Raw genomic sequence first — 18,554 nt, forward strand, 5'->3', positions numbered from 1 at the left:
GGGGATCAGGCAATGATGATCTCGTCGAGCTTGCGCGGAAACTGGGTGAGGCTTTCCGGCCCGTCCTGGGTGACGAGCACGGTATCGGCAAGGCGGAAGCCACCGAGGCCGGGCACATAAAGGGCGGGCTCGGAGGAGCAGACCATGCCGGGTACGAGGATCGTGTCGTCGCCGCCTTCGACCCATGGCGGTTCATGGAACATGACGCCCATGCCGTGGCCGACGCGATGGAGGCAGTAGGGACCCATGCCGGCGTCGCGGATGAAATCGAGGGCGCGATCATCGGCCGAGGCGCAGGTGGCTCCGGCGACGAGGCCGGCGGTGCCAATTTCCTGTGCCTGCTGGGCGGTGGTGTAAAACCATTCCTGTTCTTTGGTGGGCTCGCCAAGAATGAAGGTGCGCTCGCTTTCAGCCGCGCGTCCCCCTACCCGGCAGCCGAGCGACAAGATCATGCTTTCGCCGCGCTGCGGCTGATGGCCCGACGGCATGCCATGGGGGAATGCCGAACGCTTGCCGGAATAAACGAGGCCACCGGCGGTACCCTGCACCAGCATGATGTCTTCGTGCTCGCGATACATGGTGTCGAGCGCATGGCGGATGATGTGCGACTCGATATCGATCTCGGTCGGCATCTGCGTGTTGTTGCGAAGGGCCTCGGCGATCAGGGCGACGCCGGCGCTAACCATGGAGTCGGAGATGCGCGCTGCTTCGCGCTGCAGCACTAGCTCTTCGGGGCGCTTGGCGAGGCGCATGTGGCCGACGATGCCCGAAGCGCGAACCGTGGCATTGGGGAAAGCGGCCTCGATCTGCGGCGCGCGGGCAAGCGAAATGCCGGGCGAATGAGCTACGACGCCCTTGATGTCGCCTAGGGTGCGGCCGAGAACGGCAAAGGGGCGGTCCCGGCCGGGAAATTCGAAATAGACCACGAGTTCGGCGGCGGTGTGCTGCTCGGTGGCGTGGTGGCGCTCGAGTTCGGGCACCAGGAGATAGGCATTCTGCTGCGTCATCGCGAACACCACCGGACGCTCGGTCGTGTAGTGGGAAAAGCCCGTCGTATAGATGACGTCGTCATTGCTATCGAGCAGCAGCACGTCGACGCCGGTTTCGGCCATCCGTGCGCGAATGTCGCGGTGGAGCGCGGCGTAATAGGCGGCGCTCAGCCGCTGTGAGAAGCTCATGACGATATCCTTGATGGAAAAGATTTGGCCGGCGCTGGGGGGCAAGCGCCGGCCGCGTTTAGCCGATCAGTCGGTGAAACCGATCAGGCCACGCAGGTTGCCACGGGGCGTGCCCTGGACTTCAACCGGGATGTCCTTGGAGTAGAACAGCTGGTAGCCCTGGGCCGAAACCACGTAGTATGGCAGTTCTTCCGCGAGAATGGTTGCGGCAGCCTGATAGGCAGTCGCGCGCTGAGCCTGATCAAGGGTCGAGCGGCCTTCCTGGAGCAGGGTGTCGACTTCCGGGTTGGAATAGCCACCCCAGTTGGTCGGACCGTCCGTGGTGAACTGGGCAAACATCAGGCGATCGGGATCGACGATGTTGAGCCAGCCGAGCACGGCGATCTGGTGCAGACCCTGCTGCACGTAATTGGTAGAGAAGGACGGCCAATCGGTGATCTGCGCGGTTGCCTTGACACCAGCAGATTCGAAGATGGCCTGCAGGTATTCGACGGTCTGGACGCGGTTGGGATCTTCGCTATGCGTGGCAAGCGTGATGGCCAGGTCCTGGCCGTCCTTGTCGAGCACGCCGTCGCCATTGCTGTCGGTCCAGCCGAGCGCTGCAAAATCGGCCATGGCGCCTTCGATGTCGAAGGTCGGCTGCGAGATCGTGTCCGAAAACGCCCAGGACGAGGGCAGGATGATCGAATGCGCGACCTGGTCGACACCCTGGTAGATGTCGTTGACGATGGTGTCCTGGTCGACGAGCTTGGCAAAGGCCTGGCGCATCTTGGGATCGGCGAGCAGCGGATCCTTGGTGTTGAAGTTGAGGTAGTTGATGCCGAGGCCCGCGGTAATGACATTGCCGAAGCGGTCGTCAGCGGAGAGACGCTCGATGTCCTGCGGCGACAACGGCGACTGGATCACGTCGAGGTCGCCGGCTTCGAAAGCCTGGGCGCGAGCCGAGTTGTCGCCGATGATCTTGATGGTGACGTTCTCGATCTCGGGAGCGCCGCGCCAGTAGCTGTCATTGGCTTCGAGCACGATTTCGCTGCCGCGGTTCCACGACACCATCTTCATCGGGCCGGCGCCGACCGGGTTGAGACCGATATCGGTGCCGCCTTCGACCAGTGCCTTGGGCACGATGCCGATATCGAGGTAGCTAAGGAGCGGTGCATAGGGCGCGCTCAGCGTGAACTTGACGGTCTGCGGGTCAACGGCTTCCACGGCGCTGATCGGGCTATAAAGCGCGCGCTGTGGGGCGTTGAAATCGGGGTTGACCAGGGTGGTGTAGGTATAAACGACGTCGTCGGCGGTCAGCGGGCTGCCGTCCGAGAAGGTGAGGTCTGGACGGAGCTTGAAGATGAACGTGGTCGGATCGGGATTTTCCCAGCTTTCGGCCAGGTCCGGCACCGGCTCGAGCGCGGGCGTGATGTGCACGAGGCCCGAATAGATGAGGTCGGCGGTGCGCGAAGCGGTCGAGTCACGCGTGAGGCGCGGATCGAGCGTACCGGCATCGACGTCGGCGCCGATCACGAGCGTATCGGCATCCTGCGCAACGGCCGCCTGCAGCGGCATGAAGTTCAGCGCGACGATGGCGCTGGTGGTCAAAAGAAAAGTTTTCATTCCCTGTTCCCTTTTTTACCGAAGACCGCTCAGGCGATCTTGAGTTCTGTCGAGCGCCCCTTGACGTGGCGCAGTTCGGTGAGGCGCGGCGTCAAAATGGTGTCGAGCCCACCCGGATCGACGGCGTGCCGGTATTCGAAACACTGCACGTCCGGACCGACGAGTTCGGCCACATGGTCGGCGCCCGAGGCGTAGATGACGGCGTCGCAGCCGCTGATGATGTCTTTAAGATCCGGTGCGGATGACCAGGTGACGCGGATGTCCGAAACGTGCGGTGCGAATTCGCGCACGCTGGGGCGCATGATGGCGATATATTCCTGGAAGTGCGTGACCGCCGCGACCCGGGAGCGCGAGTCGAGGCCGGCAAGGCTCCGGCGCGTGCCCTGCGAAGGCAGCATGCGAAGGCCCACCACCTCCCCCTGCCCCAGCAGCGCGCGCACTTCGGCTTCGCGATGGCTGAAGGTCAGGACGATGTCGGCGGCATGGCAGGCGGCGAGCGTTTCCTGATCCTTGCGCAATGCATCGATGGTGACGAGCTTGATCTCGTCGCCGGCGGGGAGCACGGCGCGTACCTGCTCGAGGTAATCGCGGCCGGGTCCTTCGAAAATGCAGACGAAAATGATGTCGAGGCCCACCGAAGGCCGGCGCATCTGGGCGCGGGCGCTGATCATGGACACGAGCGCCATTGGCGATACGCCCAGCGCCTCGGCCTTGGCGAGGATAGCGTCGATGTCACCGCGCAGGGCATTGATCGGCTGCGAATTGTCGACGCCCTTGCGCGGATCGCCTGCAGTAAAGGCGCCGAGCCCGGCGCGCATCTCGATCAGGCCCTCGTCGCGCAGCTGCTGATAGACCTGGCTGACCGTCATCGGCGCGATGCCGAGCTCTGCTGCGAGCTGGCGCACCGATTGCAGCTTGGTGCCGTATGGAATGTTCCCGAAGGCCAGCGCGTAGCTCAAAAGACCATGCAGCTGCGTGCCAACGGGCACGGGCAAGGACTTGTCGATGCTGGCAGCGTCAATGGGAAACACGTGTTCTTCCGCGCTAGTACACCCCAACCGTAACAGCAGGTACTTGCGCGACGCAATAGGCCTGGACAGAATTTATCCACAGTTTGCATCCGCCGAAATTATGTGCACTTTAGCGCTAAACGGCTTTGGTTTGCGGTCCGCTCGTCTGCTCTGTGGCGCAGCAGCGGTCTCGACCAAGCAAAACGGATATTAAGGCGGTGTACTAATGGACTATGTCAACCTCGGCCGAACCGGCCTCAAGATTTCTCGGCTCGGGCTTGGCTGCATGACCTTTGGTTCGCCGAACTGGGCGCCCTGGGTGCTGGACGAAGCGGCTTCGACGCCGATCATCCACAAGGCGCTGGAGCTGGGGATCAATCTCTTCGACATGGCCGACATGTACTCGGCCGGCGAAAGCGAGACTGTAGTTGCCCGAGCTCTCGCGCATGTGCCGCGCCACAATCTGGTGCTGGCGACCAAGCTCTATAACCCCATGAGCCAGGATCCCAACGATCGTGGCCTTTCGCGCAAGCATGTTTTCGAGGCCGTCGACGGCAGCCTCAAGCGCCTCGGCACCGACTATATCGACCTCTATCAGCTCCATCGCTTCGACTACGAGACGCCGCTCGAGGAAACGCTGGATGCCCTCAACGACGTGGTTCGCGCCGGCAAGGTGCGTTATCTCGGCGCCTCCTCCATGCATGCCTGGCAGTTCATGAAGGCGCTGGGCCTGCAGCGCGCCCATGGCTGGGCGCCGTTCGTCTCCATGCAGCCGCACTACAACCTGATGTATCGCGAAGAAGAGCGCGAAATGATCCCGCTTTGCCGCTCAGAAGGCGTCGGCGTCATTCCCTGGAGCCCGCTGGCCCGCGGACGCCTTGCTGGGCGCGGGGCGGATGCCTCGACCCGCTCGCAGACCGACAAGACCGCCGGCGCGCTTTATGACCGATCGGCAGAGCAGGATGAGGCGGTGGTCGCCGCCGTGCGCCAGGTGGCCGAACGGCATGACCGGCCATTGGCGCAGATCGCCTATGCCTGGGTCGCCAGCCGTTCAGGCATCACCGCGCCGCTGGTGGGTATTTCCAAGCTTCATCAATTCGACGACGCCGTTGCCGCCCTCGACATCAAGCTCAGTGATGAGGACGTGGCGGCGATGGAAGCGCCCTACCATCCAAAGCCGGTCGCCGGTCACCAGTAAGGAGTTGCGCAGATGAAACTTGGCAAGGAACTGGCAGAACTCACCGCCGGCATCGACCAGCTCTATCGCAACACGCCGCGTAGCGACGGTTTTCTCGACAAGGAAGGCTTGATCCCGGTGGCGGTCGCCGAGGTGACGCCCCGCCCGCTGGCCGATTACGACGAAGCGGTGGACGCCTTGAACGCGCTGCGGGCTCGTCTTCCGGCGGAAGCGGAAAGCCCGCTGCGCCGCGACTATCTCGACGAGATGATCGACTCGCTGCTGACGCTTGTGGCGACATTTCGGGAGGAAGAAGTCTCCTTCGCCGACCGCGTCAGCCGGCAGATCCGCGTCTCCACCCAGCGTATCGGCGACGATGTCTTGGACGGCTATCGCAGCATCATTCGCGAAAAGCTCGACGAGCTCGGCTATAGCGGCGGTGCCCTGGCGGACGACCTGGCGCGCTACGAGGAAACGGTGCGCGTGCCGGTGGACCAGGTGCTCGACACCATGCGGGCGCTAACCATCGAAGCCCGTGAGCGCGTCACGGCCACCATGTACCCGATGGCCGATCATTGGATGGAGCCGGTGGGCGTTTCCGCCGTGCCGTTCTCGGCCTATTGCGACTACCCGTCGCGCAAGGTGCTGATGAACCTCGACTTCCCCTATACGCGCTTCGCGCTCAAGCACCTGGCGACGCATGAAGTGTTCCCGGGCCATCTCGTGCACCTTGCCCTGCGCGAAAGGTACGTGGCCGAAGGCACCATGCCGCTCGATGGTGCCCAGGTGGTGACCAGCTCCGCCAGTAGCGCCCTCTTCGAAGGCATCGCCGACAACGGCATGTTCTTTCTCGACTGGATCGAAGGCCCCGAGGACGAGCTTGGCGTCGCGCTGCAGCGCCTGCGGGGCGCCCTCCGCTGCAACGCCGCCTGGATGATGCATGCCGAAGGCATGACGCTGGACCAGATCGTGCCGATCATTGCCGAAGGCGGGTTCCAGGATCCTGTCACCGCCCGCTCGCGCCTGGCTTTTCTCGGCCACAACCTGCGCGCGCCCTTCGTCTACGCCTATTGGTGCGGCGACATGGCGGTGCATGAAGTGTGGAGCCAAGTCCCGCCCGAGCGTCGCGCCGAGTTCTGGGCCTATCTTTACGGCAACATGCACACGCCGACGACGCTCAAGACTTATTGGGCATGAGCGTGATGACCGAACACGCCCCGGCTCTTGCCCGCTTCGACGCCGCCATTGCCGAGGCAAAAGGCGCCGAGGCGGCCTATCTGGCGCTAGAGGAATTGGTTCGCGCCACGGTCGGTGCCAAGCTCTTTACGGTCATGACCGTGGACATGGAGCACGATCTCAGCCGCCGCGCCTATACCAGCGATCCGGTCAACTACCCGACCTCGGGCACCAAGCCGATCAATTACGGGCCCTGGTTCGACACCGTGCATACACAGCAGGCCTATTTTGTCGCCAACACGATCGAAGATATCGCCAAGGTCTTGTTCGACCACGAGCTCATCAACGAGCTCGGCTGCCAGTCCATCGTCAACATGCCCGTCATCATCGGCGGTTCGCTGATTGCAGTGGTCAACATGCTCGACGTCGCCGGCCATTTTACGCCCGAGCGCGTGCAGCTGATCCGCGATGTCGTTTCCGTGCCCGCCAAGCTTGCGGTACTCGCTGCCCGGTAAAGGCGCAGGCCGGCCTGCGACATCAGGCTGGCTTCGCCACACCTTATGCCAGAGCAGCGAAGCATCGCCAGAGTGCAACTGATCGCCGGCGACGTCCGCTCACTTCATGGACTTAAATGCCGCTCAAAGAAGGCCGCCAGCTTGCCATAGGCGAAACGCGTGAAGGTGCGGTTCTGCTTGGCCCAGGCATGGCCGGTCCCCGGCAGCGACACCAGTTCAAACGTCTTGCCTTGCTCGATCAGCTTTTCGACCAGCGCCATTGTGTCCGCATAGAGCACCACCTCATCCTTGGTGCCATGCAGAATGGTCAGAGCATCCGAAAGGCCTTCGCTGTGGAACAGCGCCGATTGCGCTGTATAGCGATCGATGAAGTCTTCGCCTTCGGTCAGGCCCATGATCCAGCCCTGCTCGGGATAGGCATGCCAGACATTGGTGGCCGGCGCCCCAGCAAAGCCGGCTGCATAGAAGCCCGGCTTTTTGAACAGCGACATCAGTGTCATCAAGCCGCCATAGCTTGAACCCCAGAGTCCAACGCGCTTGGGGTCGGCATAGCCCATTCCAGTCAGCGTCGACACACAGTCGGCGATGTCCTCGATGTCCTGCGTCCCATAGCTGTTGAGCATGGCGCGGTTCCATTCCCGGCCCCGCCCGAAACTACCGCGAATTTCCGGGCTCACGACCACAAAGCCGCGCGACGCAAGATATTGATCGATCCCCCAGCTCGGATGCGCCGCCCGGCCGCCCCATTGGTTGAGCAGGCCATCGGAATAAACCGAGCCGACAACCATTGGATGGGTGCCATTCGGCTCAAAACCGTGCGGCAGCATGACCCTTGCCATGAGCTCGGCACCATCGACATGGCTCTTGAACGGCACATAGTGCACCTTGGCCCATTGTCGATCGGCGAAGGCGGCCGTGGGCGATTGGGTGATCTGGTGCGGCGGATTTGCATCCGGCAAATCCTGGAGAAACAGCTCCGGCGGCGTCGCGTCATCGCTGAAGAGGTCGATGAACGCGCTGTAGTCCGGCGCAAACACCGGGACATGGATCCCAGCCGGCCCAGTCAGCCGCGTGATTTCCCCGCCCGCCAGCGGCACCGAGTAAACGTGGCGTTCGGCCGGATGGGCTTCGTTGGCAATGAAGTAGATGGTGCCACGCGCGGCATCGACGAAGAATTCGGCGATCTCCCAAGGACCAGAGGTAATCGCCTCGGGCGCACCGGCCTTGTCTCGCAAATGATAGAGATGGTTGAAGCCATCGCGGTCATCGAGGAAGATCAGCCCCTGATCGTCCGGTGCGAAGGCCACCTGCCAGTCCGGCCGGATCTTGATCGGGTCATGCGAAGCAAGAAAGACGCCGCGGAATCCGCTCTCGACGTCGAACATGAAGATCGTGTGGTTCTTGATCGAAAGGTCGCTGCTCGAGACAAGAAGCGACTTGCCGTCCCGTGATAAGTCGTAGCCCCAGACGGCATCTTCGGCATCGGGGCGTTCGAACCAGCGAATCTTGCCGCCGCCGGCATCGACCATGCCTATACGCCGACGGGTCAGCAAGTCTCCGGGAAAGGCTCGAACGAAGCGATCCTTCCGCGCTTCGCCACGCGAGTCGTAGGCGATCTCGATCTTGCGGGTATTGGTGTCATCGGCTTCGACGAAAACCAGTTGATGGCCAGCCCAGCGAAACGACTCGACGCCAACAAAGGTCGATCCGGCAAGAAGCGTTCGTGACTGTGCGGCGGTGTCTGCATTGACCACCAGGAGCGATGTGCCGGACAGGAAGGCGAGTTTTGCGCCATCGGGCGATGCGGCGATGGTCCGTACGCCTTGCGTGCCGATTGCCAGCGGCACCACCGTGCCGTCTTCGAGCGCCAGATAGAGCTGCCCTTGCAGCACAAACGCTATCTGCCCACCATTTAGCCAGGCGAGTTCGGAAATGCCCTGCGGCTCGCCACTTGTGCGCCCCTCACCCAGTCGCGTCAGCCGCTTGCGCGCGCCGCTGTCGCGTTCCCAAATCCATATGTCGCGGAAGGTGTGACCCGCATCATTCCACAGGAACGCCACGCGCTGGCCATCCGCCGACCACGAGGCTCCGATCGGCAAGGTGCCGATGATGCTGGGCTCGCTGTAGAGCGTGTCAAAATCCAGTGGCGGAACGTCGGCTTGGGTGGTCATGCTTGGCACTCGAATAGCGGATGACGCGGCAAATCAGGCGGACTTCGCAGTGAGGTCAGTCCGGTAGATGTCGCCCTGCTTCATGATCATGCGGAGATTCTTCTCCGGCTCGGTCAGGATCGAGATGTCCTTGAGCGGATCGCCGTCCACCACGAGAATATCTGCCGTTGCACCGGCTTCGATGACCCCCAGATCGGGACGTTGCACGATCTCGGCATTGACCGAAGTGGCCGACTTCAAGACGTCCACCGGCCGCTGCACGCGGGCCCGGATGGTGAGCTCCTGCAATTGTGCGAATTCCATGTCGCCCATGAGGTCAGTACCGAAGCCGAGCTTGACGCCGGCGTCTTCACAAAGCCCAAGCATGACGATGCCGGCATCGTTGACCATATTGAGCTTTTGCATGACGACCGGCGAAAGACCCAGGCGCTCGCCATGCTGCGCCGTCACTTCATAGGCGACAAGGGTCGGAACCACATAGGCATCGGCAGCGGCGACCATTGCCGCAGTTTCGCTGTTGATCAGATTGCCATGTTCGATGGTGCGCACGCCGGCCCGGACCGAATGGGCAATCGCCGCGCTTTCATAGGCATGGGCGCAGACATATTTGCCGCGCCGCTCGGCCTCCTGCACCACGACGCGGATCTCTTCTTCACTGTATTGCGGCACCTCGATCGCATCGGTGGGCGAACCGACGCCGCCCGAGGCCAGGACCTTGATGTGATCGGCACCCTTGCGCAGTTCGTTGCGCACTACGCTGCGAAGATTATCAACGCCTTCGACGATGCGGCAGGTGAAGTAAAAGGCGCTCGAATTAAGATCGATGTCGAGGCTTTCATCGGTGATGCTGCGGTGATCGCCATGGCCGCCAATCTGGCTCAGAGCGGGTCCACCCACGAACAGGCGCGGCCCTGGGATAAAGCCCTGGGCGATGGCGTTACGAATGCCCACATCGCCCCCGGCGACGTCGCGGACGCTGGTAAAGCCACGGTCAAGCATCTTGCGAATACGCGGCACTGCACGCGCCGTCATTTCGGTCAGAGCGATGTTGCGGTCATTCTCGGCGACAAGGTTGATGGCAAAGACGTGCGCATGGGCATCGATCAGGCCAGGCATCAGCGTGCGACCACCGACATCGTATTCTCTGACCCCGTTGCCGGTAATCGATTGGTCGGTGACCGCCTGGATACGGCCATCCACCACCAGAACGTTCATTCCGGGTATGGCTTCATCACCTCGCCCATCAAACACAGTGGCGTTGGTTAAAGCTATGGCCGACATATGATTTCCTCCGGACGAGAACGATCGACCGGATAAACTGACCGGCCGTTTTGCGCCACTGTGTCGGCATCCCAGCACGCTGTAAAGGCAGTTTGATCAAAAAATCATATGTGGGCGTTTCGGTCGTATAAGTGCTGCAGCACTGTTGACGACGCGTTGACACACGGTCGAAACCCCTTCTACTATTCTCACGTTTGATCAAATGCTCAGGCAATGGTTTCTTGCGCGTCGGAGGGAATGACGCCGCCAAGAATCTTTGGGGTGAAGAGAACTGCCGACCTGGCAGAAGAGGGAAAAATGAAACATCGCACATCTGCTAAGATGGTCCTGGCCGGGCTGACGCTCGCTCTTATGGGCTCCGCGGGAGCTTTTGCGCAGGAGGCCCAGACGGGTGGTACCTTGCGCGTTCTGGGAACGGCGGAAGTCGACCGCTTCGACACCGTTCCTCCCGCCACTGCCGACACCGGCAGCTTTTTTCGCGCCGTGTCGCGCCAGCTGATCAACTTCGCCGCATCCACCGATGCCGAAGAGCAGATCGCCCCGCAGGCCGACCTTGCCGAGAGCGTACCGACGCCGACGGATGAAGGCCTGACCTACACCTTTACTTTGCGCCAGGGTGCCAATTGGGACGCTCCCGACGGTCCGCGTCAGATCGTTGCCGCCGACGTCGAGCGCGGCTTCATGCGCCTTTGCAATCCCTCGATCCCAGCGCCGGCCGTATCCTACTTCGAAGATCTGATTGTCGGCTTCGCCGAGTTCTGCTCCGGCTTTGCCGATGTCGAGCCGACCGTCGAAGCCATGAAGGCCTATATAGAGTCCAGTGACGTCGAAGGCATAGAGACGCCTTCCGAGAACACCGTCGTCTTCAAGCTAAGATATGCGGCCAACGATTTCATCTATCTGCTGACCCTGCCGGTCACCACTCCGGCTCCGGTTGAAGTGCTCGACTACTTGCCGGATAGCCCAGAATACCGCGAGAACTTCATCTCGAACGGCCCTTACACGGTCGAATCCTATGTCCCCGATACTCAGGTGACCCTGGTTCGCAACCAGGCATGGGAAGCGGCAAGCGATCCGCTGCGCAAGGCCTATGTCGACACCATCGAGATTATCGCCGGAGTTCAGCCCGATGCCGCCATGCAGCAGCTGCAGTCCGGCGACGGCGACATGCTCTATGATATTAACGTCCCGCCGGTCACTGTGCAGATGCTGACCATGCAGGGAGACGAAAAGATCTCCACCCTTGCAGAGGGTGCGTCGCGCATGATCTGGATCAACACCGTTTCCGAAAACAACGATGGTGCCCTGCGCAACCCGCTGGTGCGCCAGGCGCTCAATTACGCGGTCAACAAGGCCGCCATCGTGCAGCAGCTGGGCGGGCCTGAATTTGCCACCCCGCTGAACGGCATCTTTCCGCTCGGCATTCTCGGTCACCACGATTTCGAGCCCTACCCGACGCCAAACAGCGAAGGCGATGTGGAAAAGGCCAAGGAACTGCTGGCCGAAGCCGGTTATCCCGATGGTCTCTCTCTCAAGATGCCGTTCCGCAATGCCGGCAACGGTGCTGCCGAAGCCCAGGTGCTACAGGCGAGCCTCCAGGAGGCAGGGTTTGAAATCGAACTGATCCCAACCCCGGCTCCGGACTTCTACCCGCGCCTCATCACCAACTTCGACAACGCCCTCAACGGCGTCTGGGACCTGGTGCCTTCGGGCTGGTCGCCGGATTGGCCGGGTGGCGCTGCCCGCTCGATCTTCCAGCCGCAATACACCTATGACGGTACCCACGGCACCTTCAATTTCTCCGACTACAACAATGAAGCGGCCAACGAAGTGGCCGACCGGGCGCTTGCAACGTCCGACCTCGCCGAAGCCGAGCAGCTCTGGAACGAGGTTGACGAAATCGTCATGGCCGATCCTCCGACCGTGCCGCTGATCTCGCAGACCACCGTGCTCTACCACGGCGCGGCGGTTCAGAACTTCCTGCCCTATGCTGCTGGCGGCAATGGCGACTGGACCAATGTCTGGCTGAGCCGCTAGGCGCGGCTCTAGCGACAATCACTTTGGAGGCCGGCGCGTCCGGCCTCCTTACTTTGGCCCCCCCTGGCGACCACTGCTTTATGACCGTTCTCTCCGTCCGCAATCTGAACATCGACATTCCCACCGGCGATGGCCATGTTCATGCGGCCCGCGACGTTTCTTTCGATGTGGGCGCCGAGGAATTGTTCGGCATTGCCGGCGAGTCAGGGTCGGGCAAGAGCGTGCTCTCGCAGGCCATTATGGGCCTCCTACCGGGCGCAATCATCTCGGGTGAAATCCTCTTCGAAGGCCGAAACCTCCTAACCCTGCCAGCCAGGGAAATGCAGCGCCTGCGCGGCAACCGCATCGCCATGATTTCCCAGGATCCGCTCTCGAGCCTGCATCCCTTCTACACGATCGGCGCGCAGATCACCGAGGCGATCCGCATCCACCGCAAGGTCAGCGAAGCCGAAGCCCTCCGTGAAGCCGTCGACACATTGACCCGCGTCGGCATTTACGATGCCGAAAAGCGCGTTCACGACTATCCCCACCAGTTTTCAGGCGGCATGCGCCAGCGCGTCATGATCGCCATGGCCATCGTGCTCCGCCCAGCGTTGCTGATCGCGGACGAACCCACTACGGCACTCGACGTGACGGTCCAGGCCCAGATCATCGCGCTGCTCAACCAGATGCGCCGCGAACTGGGCACTGCCATCATCATGGTCACCCACGATCTTGAGCTCCTCTCCTCCATCGCCGACCATGCCATGGTCATGTATGCAGGCAACCGCATGGAGTTCGGCCCTGGCGATGCTGTGCTCGGTGCTCCGGCTCACCCCTATACCCTGGGCCTGCAGCGCTCTTCGCCCAATCACGAAACCCGCGGAGACTTGCCCTCCATCCCCGGCCAGCCGCCGAGCCTGCTTGTCGAGCAAAAAGCCTGTGCCTTTGCGCCGCGCTGTCCGGCCGTCATGGACATCTGCCGCCAGCAACGGCCGCCCGTACGCGTCTTCGAGGATGGCACGCAATCGCTGTGCTGGCTCGAAGACAAGGCCTCCCGCACCGCTGCTGCACTTGCTCCCGCACCGGAAGTGCCGAGGCCCGTCGACCAACCGTCCGACATCGTCGTCAGCGTTTCCGATGTCCGCCTGACCTATGGCGGCCGCTCGCTTTTCGGCAAAAGCATTAACCTTGAAGTCCTCAAGGGCGTGAGCCTCGACCTGCCGCGGGGGAAGACTCTCGGCATCGTCGGCGAAAGCGGCTGCGGCAAGTCCACCTTGGCCCGCATCATTGCCGGTCTCCTGCCGCCCACTTCGGGCGACGTCACCATTGAGGGTAAGAGCGTCGTCGACCTTGACCGCGCCAGCTGGGTCGAGATGCGCAAGCGCGTGCAAATGGTATTCCAAGACCCCTTCGGCTCGCTCAACCCCCGCCGCCGTGTCGGCTCCATCATCGGTGACCCGTTCCGCATTCAGAACGTCGCCCACGGCGCCCAGCGCAAGAATAGGGTTCGCGAACTGATGGAAGTCGTTGGGCTAAACCCCGAACACTATAACCGTTTCCCTTCCGAATTCTCCGGCGGCCAGCGCCAGAGAATCGGTATCGCCCGTGCGCTCGCGCTCAATCCTTCGATCATCATCTTCGATGAACCAGTTTCGGCGCTCGATGTGTCCATCCAGGCGCAGATCCTTAATCTCATCAGCCGCCTGCAGCGCGAACTCGGACTTTCATACCTCTTCATCTCGCACGACCTTGCGGTTGTCCGGCATGTGAGCTCCGAGATTATCGTCATGAAATCAGGCCAAGTGGTCGAGCGCGGCGACACCGAAACGCTCTACCACAACCCGCAACACCCCTATACGCGCGAACTACTGGCCGCGGCCGATCCCCATTACAGGAAAAGCGGCGGCAGCTTTGCGGTCCCTCCCGGGGAGCTTGCCCCATGAGCACCGAAGTCAAGCAGCGCAGTTCCCTCGAACTGACCCTCCGCCGGCTGTTTGCGGATCGCGCCGGTCTCGTCTCGATGGTCTTCATCATCCTGCTGATCGCGGTGGCCGTCGGAGCCGACGGCATTGCGGCGCTCACCGGCCACAGCGCCGTCGCACAGTTCCTGACCACTGGCCTGACCCCTACTGGCCTGCCCGTTCCGCCTAACGGCGAATTTCTCTTCGGCACCGATCAGCTGGGCCGCGATGTGCTCATCCGCCTTGCTCATGGCGCGCGGATTTCGCTAGCCATAGGTGTCGTGGCGTCGCTGCTGGCTGCCGCCATCGGCATTACCATTGGCCTTGTCGCGGGCTATTTCGGCGGGTGGATCGACGTCGTGCTCGGACGACTGATGGATCTCGTGATGAGCATTCCGGTCCTTCTTTGCATGCTCTCGCTGGTCGCCGTCTTCGGCCCGAGCCTCGCTCTAAGCCTCACGGTCATCGTCTTCTTTTCGTGGACCACAATGGGTCGCGTCATCCGCGGCCAGGTGCTGTCGCTGAAGGAGCGCGAATTCGTCCTTGCCTCCCGCTCAATGGGCGCCGGGCACTTCTCGATCATGGTCAACGATATCCTGCCGAACCTGGGCGCGCCGATCATCATCTACACGACGATGATGGTTCCGACTTCGATCATCTTTGAAGCAACGCTCTCGTTCCTTGGGCTCGGCATTGTCCCACCTGCTCCGAGCTGGGGCGGCATGCTGGCTGAAGCTGCCAACAACTCCATCTACATGTTCGCCTGGTGGCTGGTGCTGTTTCCGGGTCTGGCCCTGCTCTTCACCACACTCTCGTTCAACATCCTTGGCGACGCCCTGCGCGACGCCCTCGACCCGGCGAGCATGCGCCATAAACGGCCGCGCAAGAAAAGACAGGCAGCGGGAGCTGCATCATGATCCGCTTCATTCTCAGCCGCGTCGGCTTCGCCGCGCTCGTGCTCATCATGCTGAGCGGCTTCGTCTTCACCCTGTTCTTCGTCGCCCCCGGAGATCCTGCGCGCATCGTTGCCGGTGAGCGCGCGACCGAAGCCCAAGTCGCCCAGGTTCGTGAAAATCTCGGCCTCGATCGCCCGATCATAGAGCAATATGTGAGTTTCCTTGGCCGCAGCCTCAGTGGCGATCTCGGCTATTCTTACCGTAACCAGCAGCCGGTGCTCGACCTCATCAAGAACCGCATGCCAGCCACCATTTCGCTTTGCATAGGCGCGGTCGTTCTGTGGTTGCTGATGGGCATTCCGATCGGCATCATGTCCGCTCGCCGGCCGGGCAGCTTCGCCGACCGGTTCGGGCAAGGGTTCGTTTTGATCGGCGTCAGCTTTCCATCCTTCGTCCTTGGGATGGCAGCGCTCTATTTTCTTTATTTCTTGCCGCGCCAGGCTGGTCTGACCCTTTTTCCACCTGGCGGTTATCGTCCGTTTCTCCCTAATCCGGGCATCTGGGCATGGCACCTGATGCTGCCCTGGTTCACTCTCGCCTTCACCTCTGCCGCGATTTATGCCCGCCTCACCCGCGGCCAACTGCTTGAAGTCTTGGGCGAGGATTACATCCGCACCGCTCGCGCCAAGGGACTTTCCGAGCGCAAGGTCGTCTACAAACATGGGGTCCGCTCGATCTTCTCGCCGCTCACCACCCAGCTCGGCGCCGATATCGCCGCTCTCCTTGGCGGCGCGCTGGTGACCGAGCAAGTCTTTGGCCTCCAGGGCATTGGCTCGCTTGCGGTGCAATCCGTGCAGACGCAGGACCGGCCGGTGATCATCGGTGTCGTCATGCTCGCCGGTTTCTTTATCGTTATCGCCAATCTGATCGTGGATTTCCTCTACATCCTGCTCGATCCACGCATCCGGACCTGATCATGAAGCCCCTCGCTCCCGAGACGCTCTGGACCCGCACGGCGCGGCAGCCGGCGCAATTCGATACTACCCTGCCCCAGTCAGTCGATATCGCCATCATCGGTGGCGGCTTTACAGGCCTGACCGCGGCTCGCGAACTGCTGATCGCCGGCCGTTCGGCTACGGTACTCGAAGCCGGCGTGATCGGTTCGGGCGCAAGCGGTATGAATGCCGGTTTCGTGGTGCCAAACTTCGCCAAGACTGATCCGAACGCTGTGCGCTCGAAGCTTGGCACCGACAAGGGCAATGCCCTGTTGCGCCTGGTTGGCGATGGCGCCAATTCCGTCTTTCGCACCATCGAGGAAGAAGGAATTGCCTGCGATGCAAAACAGGTCGGCTGGCTCAATCCGGCCTATGGCGCAGCGGGCGCCGACATGCTCAAGGCGCGCGCAGCGCTCTGGCGAGCACTCGGTCGCCCGGTGAGCTTTCTCGATGCCGACGCAGTGCAAGAACAGACCGGCATGAACATCTATACTGGCGCCTTGCTCGACGCCGAAGGCGGCACCATCCACCCCCTCGACTACCTGCGCGGCCTGGCACAGAGCGTCCGCCGCCGCGGCGGGACCGTGCACGAGGGGCAGTGCGTGGACGAGGTCGTTCGCGAAGGGTCCGGCTGGCGGCTCACGATGCGGTCTGGCGCCACGTTGTTTGCCGGCAAAGTGCTTCAATGCACCAATGCCTTCACCACCGGCATCGCATCACGCATGGGGCGTTCCACCGTTCCTCTTCGTGTGTACCAGATCGCGACTACTCCGGCAGACAACGAAACCGTTCAGCGCATCGCGCGTTCCGGTCGCCCGGTCGGCGATACTCGGCAAAATCTCTTCACCTATCGCCTCGATCGCAACAACCGCCTGATCAGTGGCGGCATGGCCGCCGTTCCTTTTGGCGCCTTCGACCGCCTCGGCAAGGCCGTTGCGCAGCGGCTCAGCGAAGAGTTGCATCTGCCGAACGCCGTCGCTCCGGAAATCGTCTGGACCGGCGTCGCTGCCATGACACCCGACTTCCTGCCGCGCCTTTACCAAATGGGAGAAGGCTGGTTCGGCGGCATCGGCTGCAACGGGCGCGGCATCGCCATGACAGCCCAACTCGGTCGCGTGCTGGCCCGCGCTGCCCTTGGCGATGACATCAACAGCTTGCCCATCCCCCTCCGAACGCTTCGCCCTCTACCGTTTCACCGCTTTTCGCCATGGGTCGCGTCGGCTGCGCTGGTTCAGGCACGCCTCAAGGACGTGATGGCCCGGTGACTTCAATCGGTCGCAAATCGTTTGATTGCCGATGTGCTTTGATCCTATGAGCAAACCGGCCATTGGCGCTTGAGGAAAAATCAGATGCTTGCAAGCAAGTTCTCGACCAATGAACTGAAGCCGGTTTCGGCCCGCAAGACCGTGCATGATCTGGTCTACGAGCAATTGCGCGACGCGCTGATGTCCGGCGCCTTCGAGGCCCGGAAGCCATTCACCATTGCAAGCCTTTCGGAACGCTTCCACACCTCGCACATGCCCGTGCGCGAGGCCCTGCGCCGGCTCGCTTCCGAAAATGCCTTGAGCATCTCCGCCTCCGGCACCGCCTATGTCCCGGCCATCACCGTTCCCGAACTGCGCGACATTACCCTCGCCCGCACCATTGTGGAAGGCGCGACCGCGCGCATTGCCGGACCTCTCCTCACGCCCGCCGACATTGCAACGCTTGAGGAGCTGCTCGATCATCATCGCGCCAGCGCCAGTGCCGGCAGCAATACCGAAATGACGGCTGCAAACCGCGCCTTTCATTTCCATATTTATCGCGCCGCCGGCAGTTCGGTACTGCTCAGCCAGATCGAAAACCTCTGGCTTCGTTCAGGGCCTTACGTCCGTTTCCTCTCGGACCGGATGACCGACCTCTTGAAGACGGATCGCGCCTCCGGCTTTACCGACCAGCACGCGGCCATGGTCGCTGCCATCAGGCAAGGCGACTGGGACGGCTTAGGCAAGGCCTGTGAAGCCGATATCAGAGCCTCGCAGGACCTGTTGCTCGACATTTTGGCGCGCGAAGACGGCACGTCCGAAGCATCCTGATCCTTGAACTGAAAGACTTGCTATGACCGAACGCCGCGCCATTTCCTCCGGATCGAAATTCGAAAAGCTGGCCGGCTACTCGCGCGCCCTTGTCGACGGCGAGTGGGTCTTCGTCTCCGGCACTGCCGGCCACAATCCCGACGGCAGCATTTCTCCCAATGCGGAAGCGCAGGCCCGTCAGTCCCTCCGCACCATCACCAATGCTCTGAGCGAAGCCGATGCCGATCTCGCCGACATTGTTCGCGTCGTCGTCTATCTCGCCGACCGGGCTGACGTCATGACTGTCTCGAAAGTCCTCGGCGAAACCTTTGCCGATCCCCGCCCCACCAACACCACCATCATCTGCGGCTTTCCGGTCGAGGAGATCAAAGTCGAGATCGAAGTCACGGCCCGCAAGCGCCGCGCTACCTAAAATCTCATCAACGCAATACCGGCTGCAAAACGCTTTAGGTCTTGACTAATTCCGTCACGGTTTTAGTTTACATCTAAACCAAT

General features: G+C 62.0%; 15 protein-coding genes. 10 read left to right on the top strand and 5 right to left on the bottom strand.

From position 1 onward, the window contains the following. Positions 1-5 precede the first annotated feature (5 nt). From JI748_RS06985 to JI748_RS06995, 3 genes are all read right to left on the bottom strand, one after another. A complete protein-coding gene (locus JI748_RS06985) occupies positions 6-1,178 on the bottom strand; it encodes a M24 family metallopeptidase (protein ID WP_201636312.1) in 1,173 nt (390 codons plus the stop codon). Between the two features lie 66 nt (positions 1,179-1,244). Continuing rightward, positions 1,245-2,783, bottom strand: coding sequence for an ABC transporter substrate-binding protein (locus tag JI748_RS06990; RefSeq protein ID WP_201636314.1), 1,539 nt, complete (start codon positions 2,781-2,783; stop codon positions 1,245-1,247). 29 nt (positions 2,784-2,812) lie between these two features. After that, entirely contained in the window at positions 2,813-3,814 is a 1,002-nt protein-coding gene (locus JI748_RS06995; RefSeq protein ID WP_201636316.1) for a GntR family transcriptional regulator, read from the bottom strand. A gap of 205 nt (positions 3,815-4,019) precedes the next feature. Here JI748_RS06995 and JI748_RS07000 point away from each other — a divergent pair, with 205 nt between their 5' ends. From JI748_RS07000 to JI748_RS07010, 3 genes are read left to right on the top strand one after another with little or no spacing between them, the layout of a single operon-like run. Beyond that, entirely contained in the window at positions 4,020-4,991 is a 972-nt protein-coding gene (locus tag JI748_RS07000; RefSeq protein WP_201636318.1) for an aldo/keto reductase, read from the top strand. A gap of 12 nt (positions 4,992-5,003) precedes the next feature. Continuing rightward, positions 5,004-6,167, top strand: a complete 1,164-nt coding sequence (locus JI748_RS07005; RefSeq protein WP_201636320.1) for a hypothetical protein — start codon at positions 5,004-5,006, stop codon at positions 6,165-6,167. Continuing rightward, on the top strand, positions 6,164-6,661 hold the full coding sequence (locus JI748_RS07010) for a GAF domain-containing protein (RefSeq protein WP_325166905.1): 498 nt from the start codon (positions 6,164-6,166) through the stop codon (positions 6,659-6,661). Before JI748_RS07005 ends, JI748_RS07010 begins: the two co-directional genes overlap by 4 nt. 104 nt (positions 6,662-6,765) lie before the next feature. On the opposite strand, the gene JI748_RS07015 is transcribed toward JI748_RS07010, so the two are convergent. Together JI748_RS07015 and JI748_RS07020 are read right to left on the bottom strand one after the other, a co-directional pair. Continuing rightward, positions 6,766-8,832: a prolyl oligopeptidase family serine peptidase gene (locus JI748_RS07015; RefSeq protein WP_201636321.1), complete on the bottom strand. Its 2,067-nt coding sequence runs from the start codon at positions 8,830-8,832 to the stop codon at positions 6,766-6,768. A 33-nt stretch (positions 8,833-8,865) separates the two neighbouring features. Next, positions 8,866-10,047 carry a metal-dependent hydrolase family protein gene (locus JI748_RS07020; protein ID WP_201636323.1) on the bottom strand — a complete coding sequence of 394 codons (1,182 nt, stop codon included), beginning with the start codon at positions 10,045-10,047 and terminating at the stop codon, positions 8,866-8,868. Between the two features lie 363 nt (positions 10,048-10,410). Here JI748_RS07020 and JI748_RS07025 point away from each other — a divergent pair, with 363 nt between their 5' ends. The 7 genes from JI748_RS07025 to JI748_RS07055 all read left to right on the top strand — a co-directional run bounded on the left by JI748_RS07025 (position 10,411) and on the right by JI748_RS07055 (position 18,471). Continuing rightward, the gene (locus JI748_RS07025; RefSeq protein ID WP_201636326.1) at positions 10,411-12,150 is read left to right on the top strand and encodes an ABC transporter substrate-binding protein; all 1,740 of its coding nucleotides are present in this window, start codon (positions 10,411-10,413) and stop codon (positions 12,148-12,150) included. Positions 12,151-12,230: 80 nt separating this feature from the next. Beyond that, on the top strand, positions 12,231-14,075 hold the full coding sequence (locus JI748_RS07030; RefSeq protein WP_201636328.1) for a dipeptide ABC transporter ATP-binding protein: 1,845 nt from the start codon (positions 12,231-12,233) through the stop codon (positions 14,073-14,075). Continuing rightward, positions 14,072-15,010, top strand: coding sequence for an ABC transporter permease (locus JI748_RS07035; protein ID WP_201636330.1), 939 nt, complete (start codon positions 14,072-14,074; stop codon positions 15,008-15,010). Before JI748_RS07030 ends, JI748_RS07035 begins: the two co-directional genes overlap by 4 nt. Continuing rightward, positions 15,007-15,963 carry an ABC transporter permease gene (locus JI748_RS07040; RefSeq protein WP_201636332.1) on the top strand — a complete coding sequence of 319 codons (957 nt, stop codon included), beginning with the start codon at positions 15,007-15,009 and terminating at the stop codon, positions 15,961-15,963. The genes JI748_RS07035 and JI748_RS07040 overlap by 4 nt, the downstream gene beginning before the upstream one ends. Positions 15,964-15,965: 2 nt before the next feature. Beyond that, the gene (locus JI748_RS07045; protein ID WP_201636334.1) at positions 15,966-17,249 is read left to right on the top strand and encodes an NAD(P)/FAD-dependent oxidoreductase; all 1,284 of its coding nucleotides are present in this window, start codon (positions 15,966-15,968) and stop codon (positions 17,247-17,249) included. Positions 17,250-17,333: 84 nt separating this feature from the next. After that, entirely contained in the window at positions 17,334-18,059 is a 726-nt protein-coding gene (locus tag JI748_RS07050; RefSeq protein WP_201636336.1) for a GntR family transcriptional regulator, read from the top strand. Between the two features lie 22 nt (positions 18,060-18,081). Beyond that, on the top strand, positions 18,082-18,471 hold the full coding sequence (locus JI748_RS07055) for a RidA family protein (protein ID WP_201636338.1): 390 nt from the start codon (positions 18,082-18,084) through the stop codon (positions 18,469-18,471). The last annotated feature ends 83 nt before the right edge of the window (positions 18,472-18,554 follow it).

The sequence above is a fragment of the Devosia rhizoryzae genome (assembly GCF_016698665.1).
In the GTDB taxonomy this organism is placed as follows: domain Bacteria; phylum Pseudomonadota; class Alphaproteobacteria; order Rhizobiales; family Devosiaceae; genus Devosia; species Devosia rhizoryzae.

What these genes read in the sequence shown, in the direction of transcription:
- JI748_RS06985 (WP_201636312.1), bottom strand. Translation starts at nt 1,178, where the DNA reads ATGAGCTTCTCACAGCGGCTGAGCGCCGCCTATTACGCCGCGCTCCAC.
- JI748_RS06990 (WP_201636314.1), bottom strand. Translation starts at nt 2,783, where the DNA reads ATGAAAACTTTTCTTTTGACCACCAGCGCCATCGTCGCGCTGAACTTC.
- JI748_RS07000 (WP_201636318.1), top strand. Translation starts at nt 4,020, where the DNA reads ATGGACTATGTCAACCTCGGCCGAACCGGCCTCAAGATTTCTCGGCTC.
- JI748_RS07005 (WP_201636320.1), top strand. Translation starts at nt 5,004, where the DNA reads ATGAAACTTGGCAAGGAACTGGCAGAACTCACCGCCGGCATCGACCAG.
- JI748_RS07010 (WP_325166905.1), top strand. Translation starts at nt 6,164, where the DNA reads ATGAGCGTGATGACCGAACACGCCCCGGCTCTTGCCCGCTTCGACGCC.
- JI748_RS07015 (WP_201636321.1), bottom strand. Translation starts at nt 8,832, where the DNA reads ATGACCACCCAAGCCGACGTTCCGCCACTGGATTTTGACACGCTCTAC.
- JI748_RS07020 (WP_201636323.1), bottom strand. Translation starts at nt 10,047, where the DNA reads ATGAACGTTCTGGTGGTGGATGGCCGTATCCAGGCGGTCACCGACCAA.
- JI748_RS07025 (WP_201636326.1), top strand. Translation starts at nt 10,411, where the DNA reads ATGAAACATCGCACATCTGCTAAGATGGTCCTGGCCGGGCTGACGCTC.
- JI748_RS07030 (WP_201636328.1), top strand. Translation starts at nt 12,231, where the DNA reads ATGACCGTTCTCTCCGTCCGCAATCTGAACATCGACATTCCCACCGGC.
- JI748_RS07035 (WP_201636330.1), top strand. Translation starts at nt 14,072, where the DNA reads ATGAGCACCGAAGTCAAGCAGCGCAGTTCCCTCGAACTGACCCTCCGC.
- JI748_RS07040 (WP_201636332.1), top strand. Translation starts at nt 15,007, where the DNA reads ATGATCCGCTTCATTCTCAGCCGCGTCGGCTTCGCCGCGCTCGTGCTC.
- JI748_RS07045 (WP_201636334.1), top strand. Translation starts at nt 15,966, where the DNA reads ATGAAGCCCCTCGCTCCCGAGACGCTCTGGACCCGCACGGCGCGGCAG.
- JI748_RS07050 (WP_201636336.1), top strand. Translation starts at nt 17,334, where the DNA reads ATGCTTGCAAGCAAGTTCTCGACCAATGAACTGAAGCCGGTTTCGGCC.
- JI748_RS07055 (WP_201636338.1), top strand. Translation starts at nt 18,082, where the DNA reads ATGACCGAACGCCGCGCCATTTCCTCCGGATCGAAATTCGAAAAGCTG.